Raw genomic sequence first — 25,235 nt, 5'->3', positions numbered from 1 at the left:
TGATTAAAATTTCGCGGATCTGGGCCGATTTTTTTCCCGCAAACACATCGAATCAGCCTATTTAGGCTATTTTTTCCACCATTTCTGGCGTTATTTCCGGTTTTTACTGAGATCTCTCCCACTGACGTATCATTTGGTCCACCCGAAACAGGTTGGCCAGGGTGAATAACATCGCCAGTTGGTTATCGTTTTTCAGCAGCCCCTTGTATCTGGCTTTCACGAAGCCGAACTGCCGCTTGATGATGCGAAACGGGTGCTCCACCCTGGCACGGATGCTGGCTTTCATGTATTCGATGTTGATGGCCGTTTTGTTCTTGCGCGGATGCTGCTTCAAGGTTTTTACCTTGCCGGGACGCTCGGCGATCAGCCAGTCCACATCCACCTCGGCCAGCTCCTCGCGCTGTGGCGCTCCTTGGTAGCCGGCATCGGCTGAGACAAATTGCTCCTCTCCATGAAGCAGATTACCCAGCTGATTGAGGTCATGCTCGTTGGCCGCGGTGGTGACCAGGCTGTGGGTCAGGCCACTCTTGGCATCGACACCAATGTGGGCCTTCATGCCAAAGTGCCACTGATTGCCTTTCTTGGTCTGATGCATCTCCGGATCGCGTTGCTGCTCTTTGTTCTTGGTAGAGCTGGGTGCCTCAATGATGGTGGCATCCACCAAAGTGCCTTGGGTCATCATGACGCCTGCTTCGGCCAGCCAGCGATTGATGGTCTTGAACAATTGACGGGCCAGTTGATGCTGCTCGAGCAGGTGGCGGAAATTCATGATGGTGGTGCGATCCGGCAGGGCGCTATCCAGGGATAATCGGGCAAACAGGCGCATGGAGGCGATTTCGTACAGGGCATCTTCCATGGCACCGTCGCTCAGGTTGTACCAATGCTGCATGCAGTGAATACGCAGCATGGTCTCCAGCGGATAGGGCCGTCGGCCATTGCCCGCCTTGGGATAAAACGGCTCGATGACAGCGGTCATATTCTGCCATGGCAGAATCTGCTCCATGCGGGAGAGGAAAATCTCTTTTCGGGTCTGACGGCGCTTAGTGCTGAATTCACTATCGGCGAAGGTGAGTTGATGGCTCATGATGTCCCTCTGGGATGCGCTCCGGATGAATATGATGATCTCATATCAGGAACTTGTTCGCACCTTCCCTAAGCGAGGTTCTGGTTTTCAACTGTTCCGGGCTGAGACCGCCACAGGCACTGTGACGAGGCCAGCTCTTGTAATCACAATAGATATAATTAAACACAGCCATTCGCATCAGTTCACGGCTGACAAAGCGCTATCCGTGCACGCATTCCATCTTCAGTGAATGAAAGAAGCTTTCCTTCTGCACAGGCATTATCGTAGCTGTTGCCTTTAGCAGTCATGATGCCCCACAGAAGACAGGCACTGAAAGCGAATCCACGATTGCTGGTGGTCAGAATGGCGCTTTGGCCTGACATTGATTCGCTGGTTAACCGACGTCGAAACCTGTCCAACTGTTTCATCAAAACACTGGGATAACCAGCTGTCCCCAAAGTTTGAACATGGCAGAGGTCGAACACCACCATTACCCGAATGTGTATCCAGAACCAAAGGCCCCCCCCCCCCGAAACTCTCGGTTTTGGGATCGCCGAATTCATTGCATAGTGTTAATATTACCGCCAATTTTTCAGCGTTCTGATTCCTTCTGTGAATCAACGTATTGGGCTTTCCTGAGAGCCGAACGTTAAGAACCTACAATGCTTAAAATTGATAAGAAACAAGGAATATATGTCCAGGCTGACTGATTTAATAGCTAAAGCGAAGGCCAAAGACCCGCAACTGGGCGCTGATCTTGATCGAGAAATCAAGATCCTGTCGTCACGTCTTCCCTTCGGGCTGAATTTCGAGCGACATAGCCCTGAAGTCGTAGAGTTACCATTGCGACCAGTGCGCAAGGGAGATAAAGTGCGCATTTTGCCAGAACGTGGCTCCACCAAGAAAGGTGACCAGCGATTGTGGCAAGTGAAAGCAATCCATAAAGCGAAGAAGACAGCCGATCTAGAATTGCTGGGCGCAGCTGATGTCGAGACTCAGACAGTAACGCTAAGTGACCTAGTGGTTATAGCTGAATTTCGTGACACGATCTGGCCGGGTCTGGTCAGTACAGGAAAAGTACAGCGTGGTGGTGACAAACCTTACCATTCAGTAATCAATGGCGAGAACTACCATGTGTTGAAAGCGTTGACCTACACGCACAGGGGCAAGGTAGACGTCATCTATATTGACCCACCATATAACACGGGAGCAAAAGACTGGAAATACAATAACGATTATGTCGAAGGTGACGATATTTATCGACATAGTAAGTGGCTGGCTTTTATGGAACGTCGTTTGCTTATTGCGCAAGAATTATTGAACCCAGATAATTCAGTGCTAATCGTGACTATTGATGAGAAAGAATATTTACGGCTAGGGCTGTTGCTTGAACAAACGTTTCAAAATGCAAAAATTCAAATGGTCAGTAGCGTTATATCCCCTCAAGGTAGCACTCGGGGAACTCAGTTCAAACGCTCAGATGAATACATTTATTTTGTCTATTTTGGTAATTCAAGTGTGACGCCCCTGCGGCTTCCTGAAGAATGGTCAAATGGGCAAGAAACAAGTACTGTGCGAGGGTCTATTCATTGGGCTAGTTTAAAAAGAACGGGCACTGAAGCTACCCGCCAAGCTAGACCTCAAATGTTTTACCCGATATTTTTGACATCAGATTGCTCGAAATTCCACTCCGTTGGTGATCCAATAGCTATAAATGTTGAAAGATCATCTATCAGTATTCCTGATGGTTGTGTAGCCATATGGCCTCTGCGAAGAGATTCTTCAGAAGGTCGCTGGCAAGTAGGACCAGAGGCATTACGTAATCTAATTCTTGAAGGCCATGCACGATTAGGCAAGCCAAATGGTACAGAAACTGCTATTGCATATCTTAAGGCTGGTGAAAGAGCAAAAGTTGCGAGTGGAGAATATAAAGTAATAGGTCATAATTATGATGGTTCTATCATAACTGAAAATGAAAATGGGGAAACTACTCAAGCAGAATACCGGCCAACAACTATTTGGAATGTCTCTAGTCATAGCGCAGGGCATCATGGTTCAAATCTACTTCGGTCTTTGCTCCCGGGCCGTACCTTTCCATTCCCAAAATCACTCTACGCCGTTGAAGATGCGCTCAGATTTTTTGTAATAAATAATCCTAATGCAGTAGTGCTTGACTTTTTCAGTGGTTCTGGAACCACTGCCCACGCAGTCATGCGTCTGAACAAGCAAGACGGAGGTTGCCGTCAGTGCATATCTGTCACTAACAACGAAGTAGCGGCCGATGAACAAAAACTGTTGCGTGAACAGGGCCTTCGACCAGGTGATCCCGAATGGGAAAAATGGGGTATATGTGACTATATAACCAAGCCACGTGTGCTTGCTGCCATCACAGGCAAGACTCCCGATGGTAAACCGATTAAAGGTGATTATAAATTTACCGATTTATTCCCAATCTCTGAAGGTATTGAGGAAAATGCTGAGTTTTTTACCCTAACCTACGAAGCTGAGAAATCAGTTAGTCACAACTTGGCTTATACCCGAATTGCGCCGTTACTCTGGCTACGCGCAGGGGCACGCGGCAAACGTATTGACACACTGCCTCTTGAAGGATGGGCGGTGGCAGATACCTATGGCCTGCTGTCAGTCGTAGATCAGGCTACGCCTTTCATTGAAGCCATTAGCCAAACCAGTGACATACGAGTAGCCTTTATCGTCACTGACGATGACCGCCACTTCCAAGCTGTCACCAGACGTCTGCCAAAAGGTGTTGAGCCGGTACGTTTGTATGAATCGTACCTGACCAATTTCAGCTTCACCAGTGGGGAATTAACAGAATGAAGTTCACTCTCAAAGACTACCAGCGTGATGCTGTACGTGATTCGCTGGTGAATCTCAGAAAAGCTCGCCGTTTCTGGCATAACGAAAATGACAAGAGCGCCTTCTCCTTAACGGCTGTGACCGGTGCGGGTAAGACCGTCATGGCTGCCGCTGCGTTTGAAGCATTGTTTCATGGCGACGACGAGTTTAATTTCGATGCCGATCCTGGCGCGGTAGTAATCTGGTTCAGTGACGATCCTGCACTGAACGAGCAAACCCGCTTTCGCTTGATGGAAGCCAGTGACCGTATCAACTACAACGATATGGTTGTGGTTGAACATCCTTTCAGTCGGCGCAAATTTCAGGCTGGAAAAATCTATTTCCTTAACACGCAGAAGTTTGGCAAAAAAAGCCTGCTGGTACGCGGGTTCGATGATAAAGGCGGGCTCTTCGAAGCAGCTCCTGATGCACAGGCTTATACGCTATGGGATACCATCCAGAACACCATTGAAGACCCGGATCTAACCCTCTATCTGGTGCTTGACGAAGCGCACAGAGGTATGGGTTCGTCAACGGCTTCCAGTGAAGCTGCTAAGAGTACTATTGTGCAACGTCTAATCAATGGTTCGGCTGGAGTGAAAGGTATTCCAGTAGTGTGGGGTATTTCTGCCACAGTTGAACGTTTCGACAATGCTATTGCCAATGCCGGTCATCATGTCAAACTGCCGAACGTGGTGGTTGACTCAGCTAAAGTGCAGGAATCGGGACTTATCAAGGACGATATCATTCTTGGTGTACCGGATGAAGCCGGAGACTTCGATACTGTATGGGTACGCCGTGCTGCCGACAGACTCAGGGAAGTGACCGATGCCTGGGCAGAGTATGCAAAACAGCAGGAAACTGCGCGCGAAGTAGTGCCGCTGATGGTATTCCAGGTACCCAATACGCCTGACCCGAACGAAGTGGGGCGTTGGCTGGATACGCTATTCTCTCGCTACCCCGAATTGCCCATTGACAGTGTTGCTCATGTTTTCGGTGAACATACCACACAGCGTTTCGGCCAACACCAGGTACATTATATTGAACCGCAGCGGGTGCAGGAATCAACTTGGGTGCGAGTACTGATTGCTAAAGATGCAATCAGCACTGGCTGGGATTGCCCGCGTGCCGAAGTAATGGTTTCCTTCCGCGCTGCCAGCGACAAAACGCATATTACGCAATTACTGGGGCGTATGGTACGAACTCCACTGGCCAGACGTATTCCGGGTAATGAGCGCTTAAACTCTGTCGAATGCCTGTTGCCCAAGTTTAATACCAATACAGTGAGAGATGTCGTCAATACCCTGTTTAAGGGCGATGATACATCCCCTCCGAGCGGACGTATCTTGGTTAACCCTGTGGAGATGAAACCTAACCCGGCGGCTTCAGCTGCCGTATGGGAAGTATTTGAAGCGCTACCTTCACAAACCCGACCACAGAAAGGAGCCAGACCAGCCAGACGTCTGACCGCGCTGGCACAGGAACTGGTTGATGACGGCATTCTTGATGGGGCAGTCAGGAAAGCCCATGCTGCTTTGCACGCTGTCCTGGACAAATTCCAAACAGAAAATGCTGAAAAAATCAAAAACAAGCGCAATGCAGTGCTCGTAGTGGATGGTAAAGCTGTAGTTGCCAGCCTGAAGAATAAAGCAATGACCTTCAACGAATTCTGGGAGGAGGCGGACGTAGCGGTGATTGATGACGCCTACCGGCGCGCAGCCCGAATCTTCAGCCCAGATGTTTCACGTACCTATGTCGAATATCTGGCCGATAAGGTCGCGGATCGAGAAGAGGATGCTGAGGAGTATTTGGAAGCAATCATGGAAGCTCGTGTGACCGTTGCTGGTTTGGGGCTAGTGATGGAGGTGCAGGATTACTTCGATGCCGAGGCTGATAAACTGGCGAAGGCGTGGCTGGCTGAGTACACGCAGCAGATTAAGACCTTGAAAGATGAGCGTAGAGAGGCTTATCGTCAAATCGCCGAAATGAGTACCGAACCGCAGGACGTGGATCTGGTCAAGCCGGAGAACAAGTTTGAAATGACCAGGGCGCGTGAAGGTGAGAAGGAAACCGACCTTCCTGTCTGGAAACACCATTTGTTGTGTGACGAAAACGGGAATTATCCGGCTCAGTTGAACCATTGGGAAACCACGGTTTTTGAGATCGAAACCAAACGTGAAGGATTTGCTTTCTGGTATCGAAATCCACAATACACAGGGCAGTCGTCACTAGGAATCGCTTATGTTGAAGCCGAACAATACAAAATTGTTCGTCCCGATTTCCTATTCTTTGCCGAACAGGATGGCGAAATGATTGTGGACCTGGTAGATCCACATGGCCTTCATCTGGCTGATGCCTTGCCTAAACTGAAAGGACTGGCGCTATATGCCGAACACCATCCTGATGCTTATAGGCGAATCGAATCCGTCGCCGAAGTAAAAGGTAAATTACGGGTGTTAGATTTGAAACAGCAAGATGTACGAAATGCTATAGCTGTAGCTGAAAATGCAGAATTATTATTCAGCAGCAATTTTGCTGGCTATTATCAGTAACCTATTGGTAATCTGGGATCGGAATGGCCTTTTATAAGTAAAAGGCCATTTTATAAAAATACTATCCACGGCCCCCTCATCAAGTTATTTTTCATAAAATTCAGACATATAATCCAATTAATTACGATTACGGAAGCATACCATTCAGCCTGCATCTACATATCCTGCTCAGCTCAACGAAAGGCCGAGAAAAACGCTAGACTATGAATCACCCGCAGAACGGTTCAATAAGTGTATTGCGTGCATCATTTGAACTCACAGCCATAAGAGGACATTTGGCTGAAAGAATAATTAACACAATGAACTGAGCCTGCCTATTAATATATTCAATATTGATAGCTTCCAGATTTATTTAGGATAGCAATCCTTACCCGATGAATATAAATAAAGCCACCTATTGTAGTGGCTTCACTTGTCAATTATATTGGAGTGTCCCCACTGTACCAAAACAGAACTTGCCATAAATCTATATGCCTGATTTTTTAAATTGACCGGTACCCAATCGCGGTATTCTGCTCCTTTGGAAAGTCATCCTCATTATCCTTCACCATACATGGCCCCGTTCACATATGCATAATTTCTTCCTTTACGAACCAACCTGACTCAATTACGGTCCGTTCAACTAAATAGGGCGCTTTAGTGTATGCAACGACAGCGAGGCTCTCCTGTGCCCTGCTGCAGATAACATAAAAAAGGCGGCGCGATCTTTTAGGCGAAGAGTCACCCCCCGCACTTTCGTTTTCCTGATCCGTTTTAGAGTGCGGTATGACGCCCAGTAGCTTATCGTAACTAAACATGAATCCACGGGCCTCTTCATCATCCAGAATAGCCATGACTCGAGGAAACTGCAGTCCCTTCACTCCCTGATGAGTATCGTAGGAAGATGTAGATGAAATATAGCTAATATAATTTTCCAGTTCACGGACGGATGCGCTCAAAGATCTGCTCCATGCTTCATGCTCTTTGTTGACGTCCACTTCCTCCGTGGATTCATCATCCTTATGTGGCACCAGCGCTAGGTGAAGCTGGAAAGCCTCAGGCAAGATCAGCAATTCCCCTTCATGAATCAGTTTGCACACTTCTAGAATGGGGAACGCCAAGTTCTCGCCAAGAAGCACTTTTATCTTGTCTATTTGGCATTGTGCTTCACGGAAGAGCAATAGTGGATCGTCTGCATATTCGAGGCGCGAACTCGAAAAAACAGGGGAGTACTTACGCATGATTGTAGCAATTTTAAAATCATCATCACTGCGAATTGCGTCAATAAGTGGCCATAGTTGTGAGGATAAGAATGTTATCTCTTGACTATCCCCATTGATTGCTGCATCACCCAATCTTTCGACCTCTAGAAGGGGCAGAAAGAAGTTTTCGAACTCACCACGTCTGGCAGCCATATGGTGTTCAAGCGTCAGTACCATGACTGATTGTTTGTTATTCCATTCAGTATCAGCCGCCTGTTCAGCCATATATTCAGCGACCTGACGCTCAATATCGGCTCTTTCCTTGTGGGTGTTCATGTCAACCACAAACAAGCGCGCAGTTCCAGGCTGGGCGTCAGGGCGCGGCTCCTGAATATATGCATCATTGAATTGCCTGATGGAGTTAATCAAAGTGACAATTCTCACTGGTGAACGGTGATTAATTATTATCTCTGGTGACTCCCATCCAGGGGGTAGAGGAGAGGCTAAGTCGGATTTTCCCCCGCTGAATATCTGCTGCATCATATCGCCGAACAATCCAATGCAGAATTTGGTGGGATGCTCCTGCTGTGTCATAATTAACGATTCGATAAGATATTTATTCGTGTCTTGGCTTTCATCAATCAAAAGCACTGGGAATCTGCTAAATAAAATCTCTCTGAGTAGAGCTTCATTTTGGAGGAGATAAGCGGTGACGTTGATCACTTCACTATGATTTAACGCCCCTTTTTCAGGCCTGTTGCTTGTAGGGGAATAGCTGAATTTTTGAATTTTATCGAGGTATTGCAGCCGTTTCGTTTTGCTGGCTAAACTCCGTCTGTTTCTTTGCGCCGTAATACCATCAGGTTTTCTGCTTTTTTCAATGTCGCGGGTGAGTTGTTCAATACTCTTCTCGAGTTCATTTTTAAGCCATAACTTTATATCTGATGTAAATGGGTTGATCAAGTCCCAGCAAAAACTGTGTATGGTTGAAACCATGAAATTGGCATCAAAAAATAATCGCCGTTGTACTTCCTCGCAGGCTGCATTTGTAAACGTAATAATGCCTATTCTTTTTCCGCATCTAGACAGCTCCGAAGAATACCTTTGTTTCATTTTCTCCAGCACACTGACCAACGTACGGGTTTTTCCAGATCCCGCACCGGCAAAAAGCAGAAAACTTCTGGGATTCTCCAGATCAAGATAACTGAAAAGCTCTTCTACCACAGGTTCGTTCGTGGATGGTGTCTCCATGATTATTCCCCCTCCCAAACGTCAGTGACTTTCGGCACTTCCGGCGTAAGGTCTCTACTCGCCACTTCCAGCTCTTTTTTAAGCCAGTCCAGCCCCTCTTGAATATATTTAGGCGCGGCGAGTTCGGCGGGGTCAGCACAGTACAATAAATCGAGTGCCATCTCGGCTTTGTCATCTTTGAGTGCCAAATAGAGTTTTTCACAGCACTGTTCAAGCGTATCGAGGTTAAGAGCATCCTGCATTTTTTTCATCATCCCGGTAGGTTTTTCTACTTTTTTGAACAACTCGGGATTCGTCAATGCAATAGCATCTTCAAATGTGTAAGGGAAAGCCTCGGCCTCCTCCTCTTTTCCAAATTTAATGGGAATACCATATTGAAATGCAATCCTGACCTTACCACGAATTTTCTCATGCTCCGGCATTCTAAGGACCGTATCCAGCCCTCCCTCAACATCGAGCCAAATTTTTATGGTATGGCTGCCAGTAATATATCCCTTGCCAAATTCAGGCCTGATAGCTTTGGGTTTATTTCCTGAGCTAACTTTTTGAACATCTGCCGGTAGTTTGAGTGGAGGCTTTTGAGCATCCGTATCAGTGACGACAAGGGTGGGAATCCCAAGTATGTCAATCAATGCCCTCAGCCGGTGAGCATGGGCTCCTCCTACCTCCAGAATCGAAATGTAGCTGTTGTCCAAACTTGTATTAGCGTTGGGATTATTACGGATAAAATGCGGCATCAGGATACGTTCTGCCGCCCCCTCGACTAGAATAATCCCGTTCGCAAAAAAGAGATCGCAGTGTGTGGTTTTGAGATAGCGAGCCACGAACTGAGCCGTTTGTAAGACATCATCCGAGCGGATTTTACCGTTGCCAAAAGTACAGGACAGATCAATAACGTCCGCAGTCGGCACGTCATGCGGACCTGTAGCGGGTTTACGTTTGAAGTACCTGAGCTTTTCAAAGCCCACTTCATGCGCAAGGTAGCTTGAATGTGTGCTGACCACCAGTTGGCTCGAGAACCTCTTGGAAGTCCGCAAATCATCATGATTGCGCAGCACCGAATAAGCTTTTTTGATAAACACCTGCTGAACCTGCGCGTGCAGGTGAGCTTCCGGCTCTTCAATCAGAATAAGGTGAAGAGGCTCAACAAAGACATCTTCCTCTGGTTTTCTTAGGCCGGCTTTACCGACGCGCATCCATTGATCCCTAAAGCTCATCATTGTAAAAACCATGGATATCAGATTTTTGTAGCCAAGCCCGTTATATTTCTCTGACAGACTCATCAGAGGCACCCCTGCGGCGTGGCTAGTTTTCTGGATCTCAAAAAGAATGGCCGCTTCGTGGTCCAAATTATCGATCGGATTAACCCTGCTAGATAATCTGATATGGGGATCGCTGAACCCCGGATACCCCAGCGTCTCTATCTCTTTCAAGGGTTTGTTAAACACCTTGTTAAGTCTTCCATCAAAGGAGTGTTGAGCATAGGCGATGGCTTCGAGGGCATCCAAATCTTCGTCACAAGGAAGATCGGTAGGATTTAAATGCCGATTGTAGTACTGGTTAATCTGGCTAGCCAGATTAGAGGCACCATGCTGAGAACCTGTTGCCACATAGGGATCTGAAAACCCACGAGTAGCATCAATGATATCTACTTTGAACAGTCCATTGAAAGGATAAAAATCTAGCGGAAGTTGCCCCTCGACAAGAACCTGAGGGAGGAATTTGCTTCCTTGGTCCGTGATAAGTTTTGCGGGATCTAGGATGTAAGATTTTATCTCAAAAGCTTTAGACACCTCTCTTTCAAGGTATTCACGCAACGATCCCGGCCAGACTGAAAATTTGAAATCACTGAGCTCAGATGCTGAACCACCTTGAGCTTTTTCGGCATTTTTTTCTGCCGAGATTTTAAGCTGCTCAGCGGCCTTGAAGTGGGCAATAAAGTCTGCTTTTAGGGCATCAAGATCTTTGGGTTGATAAATCATCCGAATGCCTAACAGTCCGCCATCCCATTTTAATGTCGGTATTAGGTGCCGTACCCGATGGACTTCATTTTTCTCGACTTTTAACCAGACATCCAGCGTTGGGCATAAGGGCTGCCAGTCACTGATTTTTTCGCCAACCTCTTCGGCGTTCGCCCATGCTTGACCAAATTGATTAAGCTGATGCCAATTTGATAGGGTGAAATCGGCTGCGCCTAATTTTCGTGAAGATGGAGATTTACCCGATGCGATGCTCGCAGCCGTTCTTCCTCGTTGATCCAGAAAGAAAATAAGCGCATCCATTGCTGACGTCTTGCCGCTGTTATTTGCCCCAACGAGCAGTGTTTCTTCGTCAGTCAGACGAATTCTGCAAGTTTTAAGCTTTCTGTAGTTCTGGATATCAATATATTCAATTTTCATCTGGCTTCCTTTCCTAAGTAATGCCGAGATGCATCCTAAATGTCATGATCGGCATATTTGATAAGGTGATGATTTTAGGGCTGCGCAGAGAACAACAGCAGCGATTACTTTAATGTTGTATTTATTTTAAATGTTGCTGTCTAGCGGATTATCCGTTCTTCCTAGCATAGTTTTATCCAGATCAGTATTCTTGGCGTCAAGACAATGTTTGCCCCTAGCCTTTCAGCTCCCTGGAAAGCAGTGTTGTCAACTCAACTCCGTTAACCGGCAAGCAGGTAAGCCCTGCCAAACTGACGCATTTCGGGCCTTACGGTTTGGGTTTAATAGCGAACATAAATCTACAACTGGTTTACCGCCAGCGCATCAATTGCGCCTACCGCGATTGATCTTTGCATAGTCAAACGGCGGAATCCCATTATCCCGGTTAGCATCCAGAAAATCAGCCCACCATTGCAGCATCAGCCTACGTTCATCGATAAATTCCGCCTTATGAATATATGCCGCGCGCACTGAATTACGTTCCATATGGCTCATTTGGCGCTCCACCGCATCCTTCGACCATAGCCCTGACTCAATCAACGAACTACAAGCCATTGTACGGAAGCCGTGGCCGCAAATTTCAACTTTAGTGTCATAACCCATAACCCGCAGAGCACTGTTGACCGTGTTTTCACTCATGGGCTTGCGCGGATCGTGATCGCCAATGAAAATCAACTCATGTTCTCCGCAAAACTGTTTTATCTGCTTCAGGATTGCCAGCGCCTGCCTTGAAAGCGGCACCAGATGAGGTGTACGCATCTTTGATCCTCGCTGAGAATGTTTCACGCCGGGAATAGGTTCTCGCTCAGGCGGGATGGTCCACATTGACGTTTCAAAATCGATCTCTGACCAGCGAGCAAAACGCAGCTCACTGGATCGAATAAAGATAAGCAAAGTGAGTTCCGTTGCCCAACGGGTTAACGGCCTGCCGGTATAGCCGTCTATTTTCTGAAGTAATTCAGGGATGCGCTTTAATTCCAGCGCCGGGCGATGTTGTCGATTGCCAGATGCGACGGCTCCAGCCATCTCCTGCGCCGGGTTGTAATCAATCAACCCGCTTTGAACCGCATAACGCATGATGGCCGTGGTGCGCTGTTGAAGACGGGAGGCCACTTCAAGACGGCCTGATGTCTCGACGGCTTTAATGGGAATTAACAGATCGCGGGTACCCAGTTCAGCAATATTGCGAGCACCAATTGCCGGGAAGATATTGTCCTCCAGGCTCTTTTTTACGCGATTAGCATGATCTTCAGACCATTTTTGGTTAGTCGCAAGCCACTCTCTGGCAACCTTCTCGAAAGTAATAATCTCTTTCGCCTGCTCTTCTTTCGCAGCACGTTTATGCTCACGAGGATCGATACCAGCAGCTACCAGCTTTCTGGCTTCTTCCCTTTTCTTCCTGGCATCCGCCAGTGAAATTTCAGGATAGACACCGAACGCCATCAAATGCTGTTTACCGCCAAAACGGAAACGAAATCGCCAATACTTGGAACCGTTAGGTTTTACAAGTAAAAACATGCCGTCACCGTCAACAAGTGAATACTCTTTCTCCTCAGGTTTCGCAGAACGAACTTTAGTATCCGTTAGGGCCATAATGGTCCTCCTTCCATTGGTATTTCGTGAGTATACAAGCAATATCGAATCGGCAAATATACTCATTAGTATACTCACAGGCTTATTGATGTGGGTTGAGTTAGGTTGACTTCAGTTGAGGAGAAAATCGTGGAAAGCCTTGTGTGGCGCGGATTTCAGACATAAAAAAAGACCTCAGTTGAGGTCTATTTACATGCTTTTGGTGCCGAAGGCCGGACTCGAACCGGCACGTATTTCTACGGTTGATTTTGAATCAACTGCGTCTACCGATTTCGCCACTCCGGCACGGAAGGGATGCGGAAAACGTTGTGGATTATACCTGTCATGCGCCACCATGCAAGCGCCAGCATGTACCTTGCGCGCTAAGTGTTGAAAATTTCAGCATTACGTTACGCGCCTGCAATCACCATCACAGTTTATCCCCCGCAACAACCACCTTAATCCCCCCTTCTGCGAAGCGCCCCGTTACCCCATGCTCTACACTTCCAGTTCAACACCACATGAGGGGAACATGATGTCGATGATAAAAAGCTACGCCGCAAAAGCGGCGGGCAGCGAACTCGAACTCTACGAATATGATGCGGGTGAGTTAAAGCCGGAAGATGTCGAGGTGCAGGTCGACTACTGCGGTATCTGCCATTCCGATTTGTCGATGATCGACAACGAATGGGGATTCTCTCAGTATCCGCTGGTTGCCGGACATGAGGTCATTGGTCGCGTGGCCGCGCTCGGCAGTGCGGCGCAGGATAAAGGGCTGAAGATCGGTCAACGCGTTGGCATTGGCTGGACGGCACGTAGCTGCGGGCACTGCGATGCCTGTATCAGCGGCAATCAGATTAACTGTCTGGAAGGTTCTGTTCCCACCATTCTCAATCGCGGTGGCTTTGCCGAGAAGCTGCGTGCCGACTGGCAATGGGTGATCCCGCTGCCGGAGAGCATCGATATTGCGGCTGCGGGACCTCTGCTGTGCGGCGGCATCACGGTATTCAAACCGCTGCTGATGCATCACATTACAGCCACCAGCCGCGTCGGGGTGATCGGTATCGGCGGTCTGGGGCATATCGCTATTAAGTTGCTGCACGCGATGGGTTGTGAAGTGACGGCGTTCAGTTCAAACCCGGCGAAAGAGCAGGAAGTGCTGGCGATGGGAGCGGATAAAGTGGTCAACAGCCGTGACCCGCGGGCATTAAAAGTGCTGGCGGGCCAGTTCGATCTGATTATCAATACGGTTAACGTCGATCTCGACTGGCAGCCCTATTTTGAAGCGCTGGCCTACGGCGGTAACTTCCATACCGTCGGCGCGGTGCTGAAGCCGCTGCCGGTTCCGGCGTTCACTTTAATTGCCGGCGATCGCAGTATCTCCGGTTCAGCGACCGGCACACCTTTTGAGCTGCGCAAGCTGATGAAGTTTGCCGGGCGCAGTAAAGTATCTCCAACCACCGAGCTGTACCCGATGTCGCAAATTAATGAAGCTATCCAGCACGTGCGTGACGGCAAAGCCCGCTACCGCGTAGTGCTGAAAGCCGACTTCTGATGCAGTGGCTCAGTCCCATCCGGGGCTGAGCTTATTGCCCGTTACGAAACGCGAGTACCGCCTGGCGGCACTGTTCCGTCACATGTTCGATGTCGTGGTTCACGTCAATACGGGCAATATCGTGTTCATCATCCTGCGGGCATTCCAGCGCATCAAACTGACTTTTCAGCAAACCCACTGGCATAAAATGTCCTGCCCGACGCTGCATGCGCGCCAGAATGGTCTCGTAATCGCCGTCCAGCCACAGGAAATGCACATTAGGACTACCCTGGCGCAATATATCGCGATACTGTTTTTTTAATGACGAGCAGACAATAAAGCCGGTCTCATTTTTTTTATACAGGCTGTATGAGGCGTCATTTAATCGTGCTAACCAGGGGAGTCGGTCTTCATCGGTTAGCGGAATGCCTTCAGACATTTTATCAATATTTTTAGCTGGATGGAGATCATCACCATCAATGAATTTAGCCGATAATACAGCGGCAATCTTACTGCCAATTAATGATTTACCGCTACCCGAAACGCCCATCAAAATATAACTTTCCCCGGCCATCAAAAAAACTCCAGATTCCTGTTTCCATGCCGCGATACTACGCTTCCCACATTAGGAATTTCACGCTTTTTTAGCGCTGCTGCTGAGAATTACAAGGCGTATCACGTTATGCGTAACATTGTAGTGTAACAATTTTCCAGCGTGATCTATGTCACAAATAATAACAAATAAAACCGTTTAAATGCTGCCGAGGTTACTACCTGACCAGTGAGGCATTTATGCAAGTCAAAACACAATCCTGCGTTGTCGCGGGTAAGAAAACTGTTGCCATTACAGACCAAAATATTGAATGGAATAATAAAGGAACATTGGTACAAATTACCCGAGGTGGTATTTGCGGTTCCGATTTACATTATTATCAGGAAGGTAAAGTTGGTAACTTTACCGTAAAAGCGCCGATGATTTTAGGCCATGAAGTCATTGGTAAAGTTGTCCATAGTGATTCAAAAGAATTACATGAAGGTCAGTCGATTGCTATTAATCCGTCTAAGCCTTGTGGTCACTGTAAATACTGTTTGCAGCATGAAGAAAACCAGTGCACGGAAATGCGCTTTTTTGGCAGCGCCATGTATTTTCCCCACGTTGACGGCGGCTTTACTCAGTTTAAAACCGTCGATACTGCGCAATGTATTCCCTACCCGCAGCAGGCAGATGAAAAAGTGATGGCCTTTGCCGAACCGCTGGCGGTGGCGATCCACGCCGCACATGAAGCGGGCGATCTGCAGGGCAAGCGCGTATTTATTTCCGGTGTTGGCCCTATCGGCTGTCTGATCGTCAGCGCGGTGAAAACGCTTGGCGCGGCAGAGATTGTTTGTGCTGACATTAGTCCGCGTTCACTCACGCTGGCACAGCAGATGGGAGCGGATACGCTCATTAATCCGCAGCAGGACTCTCTCGACGAATGGAAAAAAGAGAAAGGCTATTTCGACGTCAGTTTCGAAGTCTCCGGGCATCCCTCCTCGATTACCACCTGCCTGGAAGTCACCCGCGCGAAAGGTGTGATGGTACAGGTTGGCATGGGCGGCGCCGTGCCGGAGTTCCCGATGATGATGCTGATCGGCAAAGAAATCTCTCTCAAAGGCTCCTTCCGCTTTACCACTGAATTCAACACGGCGGTGTCGTGGTTGGCGAATAACGTTATCGATCCGCTGCCATTACTGAGCGCCGAATATCCGTTTACCGACCTCGAACAAGCGCTGATTTTCGCCGGGGATAAAACCCAGGCGGCAAAAGTCCAGCTCGTATTCGAAGACAGACAATAAGGAATAGCATGATGAACGATCTTTTTTCACTGGACGGCAAAAATATTCTGATCACCGGTTCGGCTCAGGGAATTGGTTATTTACTGGCGACTGGGCTCGGTAAATATGGCGCGCAGATTATCGTCAATGATATTACGCCAGAACGCGCAGAAGCCGCTGTTACGAAACTGCAGCAGGAAGGTATTCGCGCCGTTGCTGCACCTTTTAATGTTACGCATAAACAGGATATTGATGCTGCCATCGAACATATCGAAAAAGATATTGGTCCGATCGACGTACTGGTGAATAACGCCGGTATCCAGCGCCGCCATCCGTTCACCGAGTTCCCGGAGCAGGACTGGAACGACGTCATTGCCGTTAACCAGACGGCGGTATTCCTGGTATCACAAGCGGTGACCCGTCGCATGGTTGAACGCCAGGCCGGGAAAGTCATCAATATCTGCTCCATGCAGAGCGAACTGGGGCGTGACACCATTACGCCGTATGCCGCATCGAAAGGCGCGGTGAAAATGCTCACCCGCGGGATGTGCGTTGAGCTGGCGCGCCACAATATTCAGGTGAACGGTATCGCGCCTGGCTACTTCAAAACCGAAATGACCAAAGCGTTGGTCGAGGACGAAGCCTTCACCTCCTGGCTGTGCAAACGTACGCCAGCCGCACGCTGGGGCGATCCGCAGGAGCTGATTGGCGCAGCGGTATTCCTTTCTTCCAAAGCGTCAGATTTTGTTAACGGACACCTGTTGTTTGTCGATGGCGGCATGCTGGTCGCCGTCTGATACAACACAACGCAACATCACGCAGCGCCCAGGCGCTGCATTTTTGGCCCCCCCTAAATAATTCGAGTTGCAGGACGGCGGCAAGTGAATGAACCCGATGAGCTTACTTGAGTAAGTGATTCGGGTGAGTGAGCGCAGCCCACACACCTGCAACTTGAAGTATGACGGGTGTATAAGAGAAACGATTATGCCATTAATAATAATTGCGGCAGGCGTCGCGCTGCTTCTGGTCCTGATGATTGGCTTTAAAGTTAACGGCTTTATTGCCCTTGTACTGGTTGCGGCTGTCGTCGGTTTTGCCGAAGGGATGGATGCACAGGCCGTTCTGCACTCAATACAAAACGGCATCGGCGGGACGCTTGGCGGACTGGCGATGATCCTGGGTTTCGGCGCAATGCTCGGGAAGCTAATTTCCGATACTGGTGCGGCCCAACGCATCGCCACCACGCTGATTAGTACGTTCGGGAAAAAGCGCGTGCAGTGGGCGCTGGTAATCACCGGGTTGGTCGTCGGTCTGGCGATGTTCTTCGAAGTCGGTTTTGTTCTGCTGCTACCGCTGGTATTTACAGTGGTTGCCTCATCTGGCCTGCCGCTGCTGTATGTCGGCGTGCCAATGGTTGCCGCCCTTTCTGTTACTCATTGTTTTCTGCCGCCGCATCCGGGCCCAACGGCGATCGCCACGATTTTCGAGGCGAACCTGGGGACCACGCTGCTGTACGGATTTATCATTACTATCCCGACGGTGATTGTCGCCGGACCACTGTTTTCCAAGCTGCTGACCCGTTTTGAGAAAGCGCCACCGGAAGGTTTATTCAACCCACATTTGTTCACCGAAGAAGAGATGCCATCATTCTGGAACAGTATCTTTGCGGCGGTTATCCCGGTAATACTGATGGCAGTAGCGGCGGTATGCGAAATTACGCTGCCAAAAACCAACAGCGTGCGGGTGTTTTTTGAATTTATCGGTAACCCTGCGGTCGCGTTGTTTATCGCCATCGTGCTCGCTATTTTTACCCTTGGTCGACGTAACGGACGTACGATTGAGCAAATTATGGATATCATTGGCGACTCTATCGGCGCGATTGCGATGATTGTGTTTATCATCGCCGGTGGTGGTGCGTTTAAGCAGGTTCTGGTGGACAGCGGCGTGGGGCAGTATATCTCGCACCTGATGACCGGCACCTCACTCTCTCCGCTACTGATGTGCTGGACGGTAGCCGCCTTGCTGCGCATCGCGCTCGGTTCAGCGACCGTTGCCGCTATTACCACTGCGGGTGTGGTGCTGCCGATTATTAACGTCACCCATGCTGACCCGGCGCTGATGGTGCTGGCAACTGGCGCGGGCAGCGTGATTGCCTCACACGTTAACGATCCGGGATTCTGGTTGTTTAAAGGCTATTTTAATCTCAGCGTCGGGGAAACGTTACGTACCTGGACGGTAATGGAAACGCTGATTTCCATTATGGGACTGCTGGGGGTTCTGGCGCTGAACGCCATCCTGCATTAATACGGTATTTACCGGGGAGCGAAAGTCAGTGCTCCCCGGCACTGGAGAGAAAATGAGGAACCACAGAATTTCTTTGCAAGACATAGCCACCCTGGCGGGTGTGACCAAAATGACGGTGAGCCGCTACATCCGTTCGCCGAAAAAGGTCGCAAAGGAAACCGGTGAACGTATCGCGCAGATTATGGAGGAGATTAATTACATCCCTAACCGTGCGCCCGCAATGCTATTGAATGCGCAAAGCTATACGCTCGGTGTGCTGATCCCCTCTTTTCAAAACCAACTGTTCGCCGACATCCTTGCAGGTATTGAATCGGTGACCTCGGACCATAACTATCAGACGTTGATCGCTAACTACAATTATGACCGGGAATCCGAAGAAGAGTCAGTGATTAACCTGCTCTCGTACAATATCGACGGTATTATTCTTTCCGAGAAATATCACACTCTGCGCACCGTTAAGTTTCTGCGATCAGCCACCATTCCGGTGGTTGAGCTGATGGATATTCAGGGCGATCGCCTGGATATGGAAGTGGGCTTTGATAACCGTCAGGCGGCGTTTGATATGGTCAGCACCATGCTGGATAAACGCCAGCGCCACAAAATTCTCTATCTGGGGTCGAAAGATGATATCCGCGATGAGCAGCGCTACCGCGGTTACTGCGATGCCATGACGCGTCGTGGACTGGAGCCGCTGCGCGTCAATCCGCGCGCGATTTCATCCATCCACCTGGGAACACAAATGATGCGTGATGCCCTCACGGCACACCCTGACGTAGACGGCGTTTTTTGTACCAATGACGATATTGCGATGGGTGCGTTGCTGTTGTGTCGCGAACACAACCTTGCCGTACCGGAGCAGATCTCCATTGCCGGGTTCCACGGACTGGAAATGGGCAGGCAGATGATCCCAAGCCTCGCCAGCGTCATTACTCCGCGTTTTGACATTGGGCGCATGGCGGCGCAAATGTTACTGAGCAAAATCAAGAACAACGACCATAACCACAACACGGTTGATTTGGGGTATCAGATTTATCACGGCAATACGCTTTAAGTCATTTTCTCTCCCTGTCGCATACTTTCTTTCATTCACATTGCCTATACTCCAGGCAGGATAAATGGAGGAAATCTTAATGAGCACACCTCTGTTAATTGCCCGCACACCGGACACCGAACTGTTTTTACTGCCAGGCATGGCCAACCGTCACGGGCTGATTACCGGCGCAACCGGGACCGGCAAAACCGTCACGTTACAAAAGCTTGCCGAATCGCTGTCTGAGATTGGTGTGCCGGTATTTATGGCTGATGTGAAAGGTGACTTAACCGGTGTGGCACAGGAAGGACAAGCGTCAGAAAAACTGCTCGCTCGCCTGAAAAATATCGGTATTACCGACTGGCAGCCACATGCCAATCCGGTAACGGTATGGGATATCTTTGGCGAGAAAGGTCATCCCGTTCGCGCCACTGTTTCTGATCTCGGGCCACTGCTTCTTGCCCGGCTGCTGAACCTGAACGACGTACAGTCTGGCGTATTAGATATTATCTTCCGCATTGCTGATGATCAGGGGCTGCTCCTGCTCGATTTCAAAGATCTGCGGGCGATTACCCAGTACATCGGCGATAACGCCAAATCTTTCCAGAATCAGTACGGCAACATCAGCAGCGCCTCGGTGGGGGCTATCCAGCGCGGATTACTGTCGCTGGAGCAACAGGGCGCAGCGCATTTCTTTGGCGAGCCGATGCTGGAGATTAAAGACTGGATGCGCACCGACACCAGTGGTAAAGGGATGATCAACATCCTCAGCGCCGAAAAGCTCTACCAGATGCCCAAACTGTATGCTGCCAGCCTGCTATGGATGCTCTCCGAGCTGTACGAACAATTACCGGAAGCGGGCGATCTGGAGAAACCGAAGCTGGTATTCTTCTTCGACGAGGCCCATCTGTTGTTCAATGACGCTCCGCAGGTGCTATTGGATAAAATTGAGCAGGTGATTCGTCTGATCCGCTCGAAAGGTGTCGGCGTGTGGTTTGTTTCGCAAAACCCGTCTGATATTCCTGACAACGTACTCGGCCAATTGGGCAACCGTGTGCAGCACGCCCTGCGCGCGTTCACGCCCAAAGATCAGAAAGCGGTGAAAGCGGCAGCGCAAACCATGCGCGCCAATCCGGCATTTGATACCGAAAAAGCCATTCAGGAGTTGGGCACCGGCGAAGCGCTGGTTTCATTTCTCGACGCCAAAGGCAGTCCCTCAGTGGTTGAACGGGCAATGGTGATTGCACCGTGTTCGCGGATGGGTCCGGTGACGGACGATGAACGTAACGGGTTAATTAATCACTCTTCTCTGTACGGCAAATATGAAGAAGAGGTCGATCGTGAATCCGCCTATGAACGCTTACAGAAAGGGGTTCAGGCCAGTACCGAACAGCAAAATACCCCCCCAGCCAACGGCAAAGCGGTCGAGGTGGACGACGGTATTCTTGGCGGGCTAAAGGATATCCTGTTTGGCAGCACCGGACCACGCGGTGGCAAGCGCGATGGTGTGGTACAAAGCGTGGCGAAAAGCGCGGCGCGTCAGGTCACTAACCAGATAATCCGTGGCATGTTGGGAAGTTTAATGGGCGGCAGAAAACGCTAGCAGGAAGACGCCCCTCCCGAACAACGAGAGGGGCAGATGTTATGACTTACGCAGCATCAGCCAGAGGCTGATCAGGAAGAACGATGCGCTTGGCAGCAACGCGCCGATAATCGGTGGAATACCGTACACCAGCGTCAGTGGGCCAAAGATCTGGTCCAGCACGTAGAACACGAAACCAAAGCTAATCCCTGTCACCACGCGCACACCCATCGGCACGCTACGCAGCGGGCCAAAGATAAACGACAGCGCCATCAGCATCATTACCGCTACCGATAACGGCTGGAAGACTTTGCTCCACATATTGAGCTGGTAGCGTCCGGCATCCTGGCCGCTCGACTTCAGGTACTTCACGTAGTTATGCAGACCGCTGATGGAGAGCGCATCTGGATCCAATGCCACCACACCAAGTTTGTCTGGCGTAAGGTTGGTTTTCCAGGTTCCGCTCACAGTTTGCGAACCGGTGATTTGTTTCGGATCCTGCAGGTTAGATTCATCAACCTGCGACAGGCGCCAAACTTTATTATCGGCATCGAATTTTGCATTTGCGGCGTAACGCACAGACAACAGGCGACGCTGATCGTTAAAGGTGTAAATACTGATACCACCCAGCTCTTCGTCACCTTTCACCCGCTCAATGTAGACAAAGCTGTCACCATCTTTCGCCCACAGCCCCTGCTGGGTTGAAAGCAGCGAGCCGCCATACATCTGCTGCGCACGATAGTTACGCGCCATCTGTTCGCCCTGAGGCGCAACCCATTCACCGATAGCCATCGTCAACAACACCAGCGGAATAGCGGTTTTCATCACCGACAATGCGACCTGCATACGGGTAAAACCAGAAGCCTGCATCACTACCAGTTCACTGCGCTGGGCCAGCATGCCCAGCCCCAGCAACGCGCCGAGCAGCGCGGCCATAGGGAAGAAGATCTGAATATCTTTCGGTGCGCTGAGCAGGGTATACAGCCCTGCGCCCATCGCATCGTAGCTCCCCTGCCCGGCTTTTTTGAGCTGGTCTACAAACTTGATTATGCCGGAGAGCGACACCAGCATGAACAACGTCATCATGATGGTGGTGAAAATCGTTTTACCGATATAGCGGTCAAGTACACCAAAGGGCTGCATTATACCGCTCCTTTACGCAGAAAACGGGCACGCAAGCGGCGCACTGGCAACGTATCCCACAGGTTAAGCGCAATCGCCAGTGCCAGATAAAGCAGGTTAACCGTCCACATCCAGAGCGCTGGATCAAGCTTACCTTTGCCACCGTTCGACTTCAGGGAAGTCTGGATCAGGAAGAACATCAGATACAACAGCATTGCTGGCAGCATGGAAAGCACACGCCCCTGACGCGGGTTAACCACGCTCAGCGGCACAACCATCAGCGCCATCATAAATACGGTGAATACCAATGTGATACGCCAGTGCAGTTCCGCACGGGCACGATCGGTATCGGTCGTCCACAATGTGCGCATATCCATCTGGTCGGTATCGTTGGGATCCAGCGCCACAGCCTGATGACCGATAATTCCCTGATAATCCTGGAAGTCGGTAATACGGAAATCGCGTAACAGTGCAGTACCTTCAAAGCGCGTACCTTTGTTCAGCACCACCACCTGAGAGCCATCGCGCAACTGGGTCAAATGTCCTGAATCAGCCACCACCACCGAAGGACGGGCGTTACCTTTCGGGCGGATTTGCGCGAGGAAGACATCTTTGAAGTTGTTACCATCGACGCTTTCGATAAACAGTACCGAACTGCCGTTGGTGGCCTGCTGGAATTGCCCCTGCGCGAGTGCAGCCATGCCAGGATTCGCTTTCGCTTCCGCCAGCACTTCATCCTGATGTTTTGAGGACCAGGGTCCAGCCCACATGACGTTCACCGCCGCAATAATACTGGTAAACAACGCCAGCACCATCGCCGCTTTCACCAGCACCGCTTTGCTCAGACCGCAGGCGTGCATGACCGTAATTTCACTTTCGGTATACAGTTTACCCAGCGTCATTAGCAGCCCGAGGAACAGGCTTAATGGCAAGATAAGTTGCGCCATTTCTGGCACGCCCAGCCCCAGAAGCGAGAGCACCAGATTTGCCGGGATATCACCGTCAACCGCCGCACCGAGGATCCTGACTAGCTTTTGACAAAAGAAGATCAAAAGTAGAATGAAAAGGATCGCAAGTTGGCTTTTGAGCGTTTCCCGTACCAGATATCTTATGATTATCACTTTAAATACGCCCGTAAAAACTCGTCTTTTGCCGGAATTTAGCTTGTTTCATGGCTTATACGTCATTTATTCTCTTGAGTCGTCGAAATCGTCGCTAAGACTATTATACTCAACGGATTCACCTCTCAGAAATTGTTCTGACGTGCCAATGCCGTAATAACGTTAAGATTAACACGAAGTCACCGCAACAGCGGGTATGAGTTACGAAAGCTTGCAATTCTATCCGTAGCCACCGCCGTTGTCTTTAAGATTCAGGAGCGTAGTGCATGGAGTTCAGTGTAAAAAGCGGTAGCCCGGAGAAACAGCGGAGTGCCTGCATCGTCGTGGGCGTCTTTGAACCACGCCGCCTCTCTCCGATTGCAGAGCAGCTCGACAAGATCAGCGACGGGTACATCAGCGCACTGCTGCGTCGTGGTGAACTGGAAGGCAAACCGGGTCAAACCCTGTTGCTGCACCATGTTCCTAACGTTCTGTCTGAGCGAATTCTCCTCATTGGTTGTGGCAAAGAGCGTGAGCTTGATGAACGCCAGTACAAGCAAGTTATTCAGAAAACCATCAACACCCTGAATGACACTGGCTCGATGGAAGCAGTCTGCTTTCTGACTGAGCTACATGTGAAAGGCCGTAACAACTACTGGAAAGTGCGTCAGGCTGTAGAGACCGCGCAGGAAACGCTGTACAGCTTTGATCAGCTAAAGACCAACAAAAGCGAGCCGCGTCGCCCGCTGCGTAAAATGGTCTTCAACGTACCTACCCGCCGTGAGCTGACCAGCGGTGAACGTGCTATTCAGCACGGTCTGGCTATTGCCGCCGGTATTAAAGCCGCGAAAGATCTCGGCAACATGCCGCCGAACATCTGTAATGCGGCGTACCTGGCGTCTCAGGCACGTCAGTTGGCTGACAGCTACAGCAAAAATGTGGTGACGCGCGTGATTGGCGAGCAACAGATGAAAGAGCTGGGCATGCACTCTTACCTCGCCGTTGGCCACGGGTCGCAGAACGAGTCGCTGATGTCCGTTATCGAGTACAAAGGCAATCCGTCAGAAGATGTCCGTCCGATTGTTCTGGTCGGCAAAGGACTAACCTTTGACTCCGGTGGTATTTCCATCAAGCCTGCCGAAGGCATGGACGAGATGAAATACGACATGTGCGGCGCAGCGGCAGTGTATGGCGTGATGCGTATGGTGGCGGAGCTGCAATTGCCGATTAACGTCGTCGGTGTGCTGGCTGGTTGTGAAAACATGCCAGGTGGTCGCGCGTATCGTCCGGGTGATGTGCTGACTACCATGTCCGGCCAGACTGTTGAAGTGCTCAATACTGATGCCGAAGGCCGCCTGGTGCTATGTGACGTGTTAACCTACGTTGAGCGTTTTGAACCGGAAGCCGTCATCGACGTAGCAACCCTGACCGGCGCATGCGTCATTGCGCTGGGCCATCACATCACCGGCCTGATGTCGAACCATAACCCGCTGGCGCACGAGCTGATTGGTGCTTCTGAACAAGCAGGCGATCGCGCGTGGCGTTTACCGCTGGGCGATGAATTCCAGGAACAACTGGAATCCAACTTTGCGGATATGGCCAATATTGGCGGACGTCCTGGCGGGGCAATTACTGCGGGCTGCTTCCTGTCACGCTTTACCCGTAAGTACAACTGGGCGCATCTGGACATCGCCGGTACCGCATGGCGTTCAGGAAAAGCCAAAGGAGCAACCGGTCGTCCGGTCGCGCTGCTGTCGCAGTTCCTGCTCAATCGTGCTGGTTTTAACGGCGAAGAGTAAGTTTGAGATTGTCCCGTAGGCCAGATAGCGCCATCC

17 protein-coding genes, 1 tRNA gene and 1 pseudogene are annotated in these 25,235 nt (G+C 50.0%); 9 read left to right on the top strand and 10 right to left on the bottom strand.

Going from position 1 to position 25,235, the window contains the following annotated elements; translation table 11 throughout:
* Positions 1-103 precede the first annotated feature (103 nt).
* Both OGY01_RS17385 and OGY01_RS17380 read right to left on the bottom strand, forming a co-directional pair.
* Complete coding sequence (locus tag OGY01_RS17385) at positions 104-1,084, bottom strand: IS5-like element ISKpn26 family transposase (protein WP_000019445.1); 981 nt, start codon at positions 1,082-1,084, stop codon at positions 104-106.
* 68 nt (positions 1,085-1,152) lie between these two features.
* Positions 1,153-1,383 (bottom strand): annotated as a pseudogene (locus OGY01_RS17380) (IS3 family transposase); the annotation flags it as partial.
* Positions 1,384-1,756: 373 nt separating this feature from the next.
* Here OGY01_RS17380 and OGY01_RS17375 point away from each other — a divergent pair.
* Together OGY01_RS17375 and OGY01_RS17370 are read left to right on the top strand one after the other, a co-directional pair.
* Positions 1,757-3,901: a site-specific DNA-methyltransferase gene (locus OGY01_RS17375; RefSeq protein WP_045405079.1), complete on the top strand. Its 2,145-nt coding sequence runs from the start codon at positions 1,757-1,759 to the stop codon at positions 3,899-3,901.
* The gene (locus OGY01_RS17370; RefSeq protein WP_045405077.1) at positions 3,898-6,471 is read left to right on the top strand and encodes a DEAD/DEAH box helicase; all 2,574 of its coding nucleotides are present in this window, start codon (positions 3,898-3,900) and stop codon (positions 6,469-6,471) included. Before OGY01_RS17375 ends, OGY01_RS17370 begins: the two co-directional genes overlap by 4 nt.
* Before the next feature lie 563 nt (positions 6,472-7,034).
* On the opposite strand, the gene OGY01_RS17365 is transcribed toward OGY01_RS17370, so the two are convergent.
* The 4 genes from OGY01_RS17365 to OGY01_RS17350 form a co-directional block, all read right to left on the bottom strand.
* Positions 7,035-8,903: a UvrD-helicase domain-containing protein gene (locus tag OGY01_RS17365; RefSeq protein WP_045405073.1), complete on the bottom strand. Its 1,869-nt coding sequence runs from the start codon at positions 8,901-8,903 to the stop codon at positions 7,035-7,037.
* A 2-nt stretch (positions 8,904-8,905) separates the two neighbouring features.
* Positions 8,906-11,302 (bottom strand): AAA family ATPase, encoded by a 2,397-nt coding sequence (locus OGY01_RS17360; protein ID WP_045405071.1) that lies wholly within the window; start codon positions 11,300-11,302, stop codon positions 8,906-8,908.
* Between the two features lie 363 nt (positions 11,303-11,665).
* A complete protein-coding gene (locus OGY01_RS17355) occupies positions 11,666-12,934 on the bottom strand; it encodes a tyrosine-type recombinase/integrase (protein WP_045405068.1) in 1,269 nt (422 codons plus the stop codon).
* Positions 12,935-13,134: 200 nt separating this feature from the next.
* Positions 13,135-13,219: transfer RNA gene (locus tag OGY01_RS17350), tRNA-Leu, on the bottom strand.
* Positions 13,220-13,448: 229 nt separating this feature from the next.
* Between OGY01_RS17350 and ahr the strand changes: the two genes are divergently transcribed.
* Complete coding sequence (gene ahr / locus OGY01_RS17345) at positions 13,449-14,468, top strand: NADPH-dependent aldehyde reductase Ahr (protein WP_286493440.1); 1,020 nt, start codon at positions 13,449-13,451, stop codon at positions 14,466-14,468.
* 31 nt (positions 14,469-14,499) lie between these two features.
* Here ahr and idnK read toward each other — a convergent pair whose 3' ends face one another.
* Positions 14,500-15,021, bottom strand: coding sequence for a gluconokinase (gene idnK / locus OGY01_RS17340; protein ID WP_225760408.1), 522 nt, complete (start codon positions 15,019-15,021; stop codon positions 14,500-14,502).
* A gap of 218 nt (positions 15,022-15,239) precedes the next feature.
* Here idnK and idnD point away from each other — a divergent pair, with 218 nt between their 5' ends.
* The 5 genes from idnD (at position 15,240) to OGY01_RS17315 (ending at position 21,199) form a co-directional block, all read left to right on the top strand.
* Positions 15,240-16,283, top strand: coding sequence for an L-idonate 5-dehydrogenase (gene idnD / locus OGY01_RS17335; protein WP_045439253.1), 1,044 nt, complete (start codon positions 15,240-15,242; stop codon positions 16,281-16,283).
* An 11-nt stretch (positions 16,284-16,294) separates the two neighbouring features.
* The gene (idnO, locus tag OGY01_RS17330; RefSeq protein WP_225760491.1) at positions 16,295-17,059 is read left to right on the top strand and encodes a gluconate 5-dehydrogenase; all 765 of its coding nucleotides are present in this window, start codon (positions 16,295-16,297) and stop codon (positions 17,057-17,059) included.
* Between the two features lie 187 nt (positions 17,060-17,246).
* Positions 17,247-18,566, top strand: a complete 1,320-nt coding sequence (idnT, locus tag OGY01_RS17325) for a gnt-II system L-idonate transporter (RefSeq protein ID WP_048222237.1) — start codon at positions 17,247-17,249, stop codon at positions 18,564-18,566.
* Between the two features lie 52 nt (positions 18,567-18,618).
* Positions 18,619-19,617 carry a DNA-binding transcriptional regulator IdnR gene (gene idnR, locus OGY01_RS17320; RefSeq protein WP_045439240.1) on the top strand — a complete coding sequence of 333 codons (999 nt, stop codon included), beginning with the start codon at positions 18,619-18,621 and terminating at the stop codon, positions 19,615-19,617.
* Positions 19,618-19,696: 79 nt separating this feature from the next.
* Positions 19,697-21,199: a helicase HerA-like C-terminal domain-containing protein gene (locus tag OGY01_RS17315; RefSeq protein WP_045449409.1), complete on the top strand. Its 1,503-nt coding sequence runs from the start codon at positions 19,697-19,699 to the stop codon at positions 21,197-21,199.
* A gap of 39 nt (positions 21,200-21,238) precedes the next feature.
* Here the strand turns inward: OGY01_RS17315 and lptG are convergent, their stop codons facing one another.
* The 3 genes from lptG to OGY01_RS17300 all read right to left on the bottom strand — a co-directional run bounded on the left by lptG (position 21,239) and on the right by OGY01_RS17300 (position 23,534).
* On the bottom strand, positions 21,239-22,321 hold the full coding sequence (lptG, locus tag OGY01_RS17310) for an LPS export ABC transporter permease LptG (protein ID WP_045439235.1): 1,083 nt from the start codon (positions 22,319-22,321) through the stop codon (positions 21,239-21,241).
* Entirely contained in the window at positions 22,321-23,421 is a 1,101-nt protein-coding gene (lptF, locus tag OGY01_RS17305; RefSeq protein WP_045439231.1) for an LPS export ABC transporter permease LptF, read from the bottom strand. The genes lptG and lptF overlap by 1 nt, the downstream gene beginning before the upstream one ends.
* 62 nt (positions 23,422-23,483) lie before the next feature.
* Positions 23,484-23,534, bottom strand: a complete 51-nt coding sequence (locus tag OGY01_RS17300; protein ID WP_223307023.1) for a hypothetical protein — start codon at positions 23,532-23,534, stop codon at positions 23,484-23,486.
* Between the two features lie 153 nt (positions 23,535-23,687).
* Here OGY01_RS17300 and pepA point away from each other — a divergent pair, with 153 nt between their 5' ends.
* Positions 23,688-25,199 carry a leucyl aminopeptidase gene (gene pepA, locus OGY01_RS17295; protein WP_045439229.1) on the top strand — a complete coding sequence of 504 codons (1,512 nt, stop codon included), beginning with the start codon at positions 23,688-23,690 and terminating at the stop codon, positions 25,197-25,199.
* Positions 25,200-25,235: the final 36 nt, after the last annotated feature.

Origin of the sequence: Citrobacter sp. Cm038, from assembly GCF_030333105.1 — a bacterium.
Lineage (GTDB): Bacteria > Pseudomonadota > Gammaproteobacteria > Enterobacterales > Enterobacteriaceae > Citrobacter > Citrobacter murliniae.
Note: the sequence above shows the minus strand (reverse complement) of the source record. Positions and strands in the feature narration are given on the sequence as shown.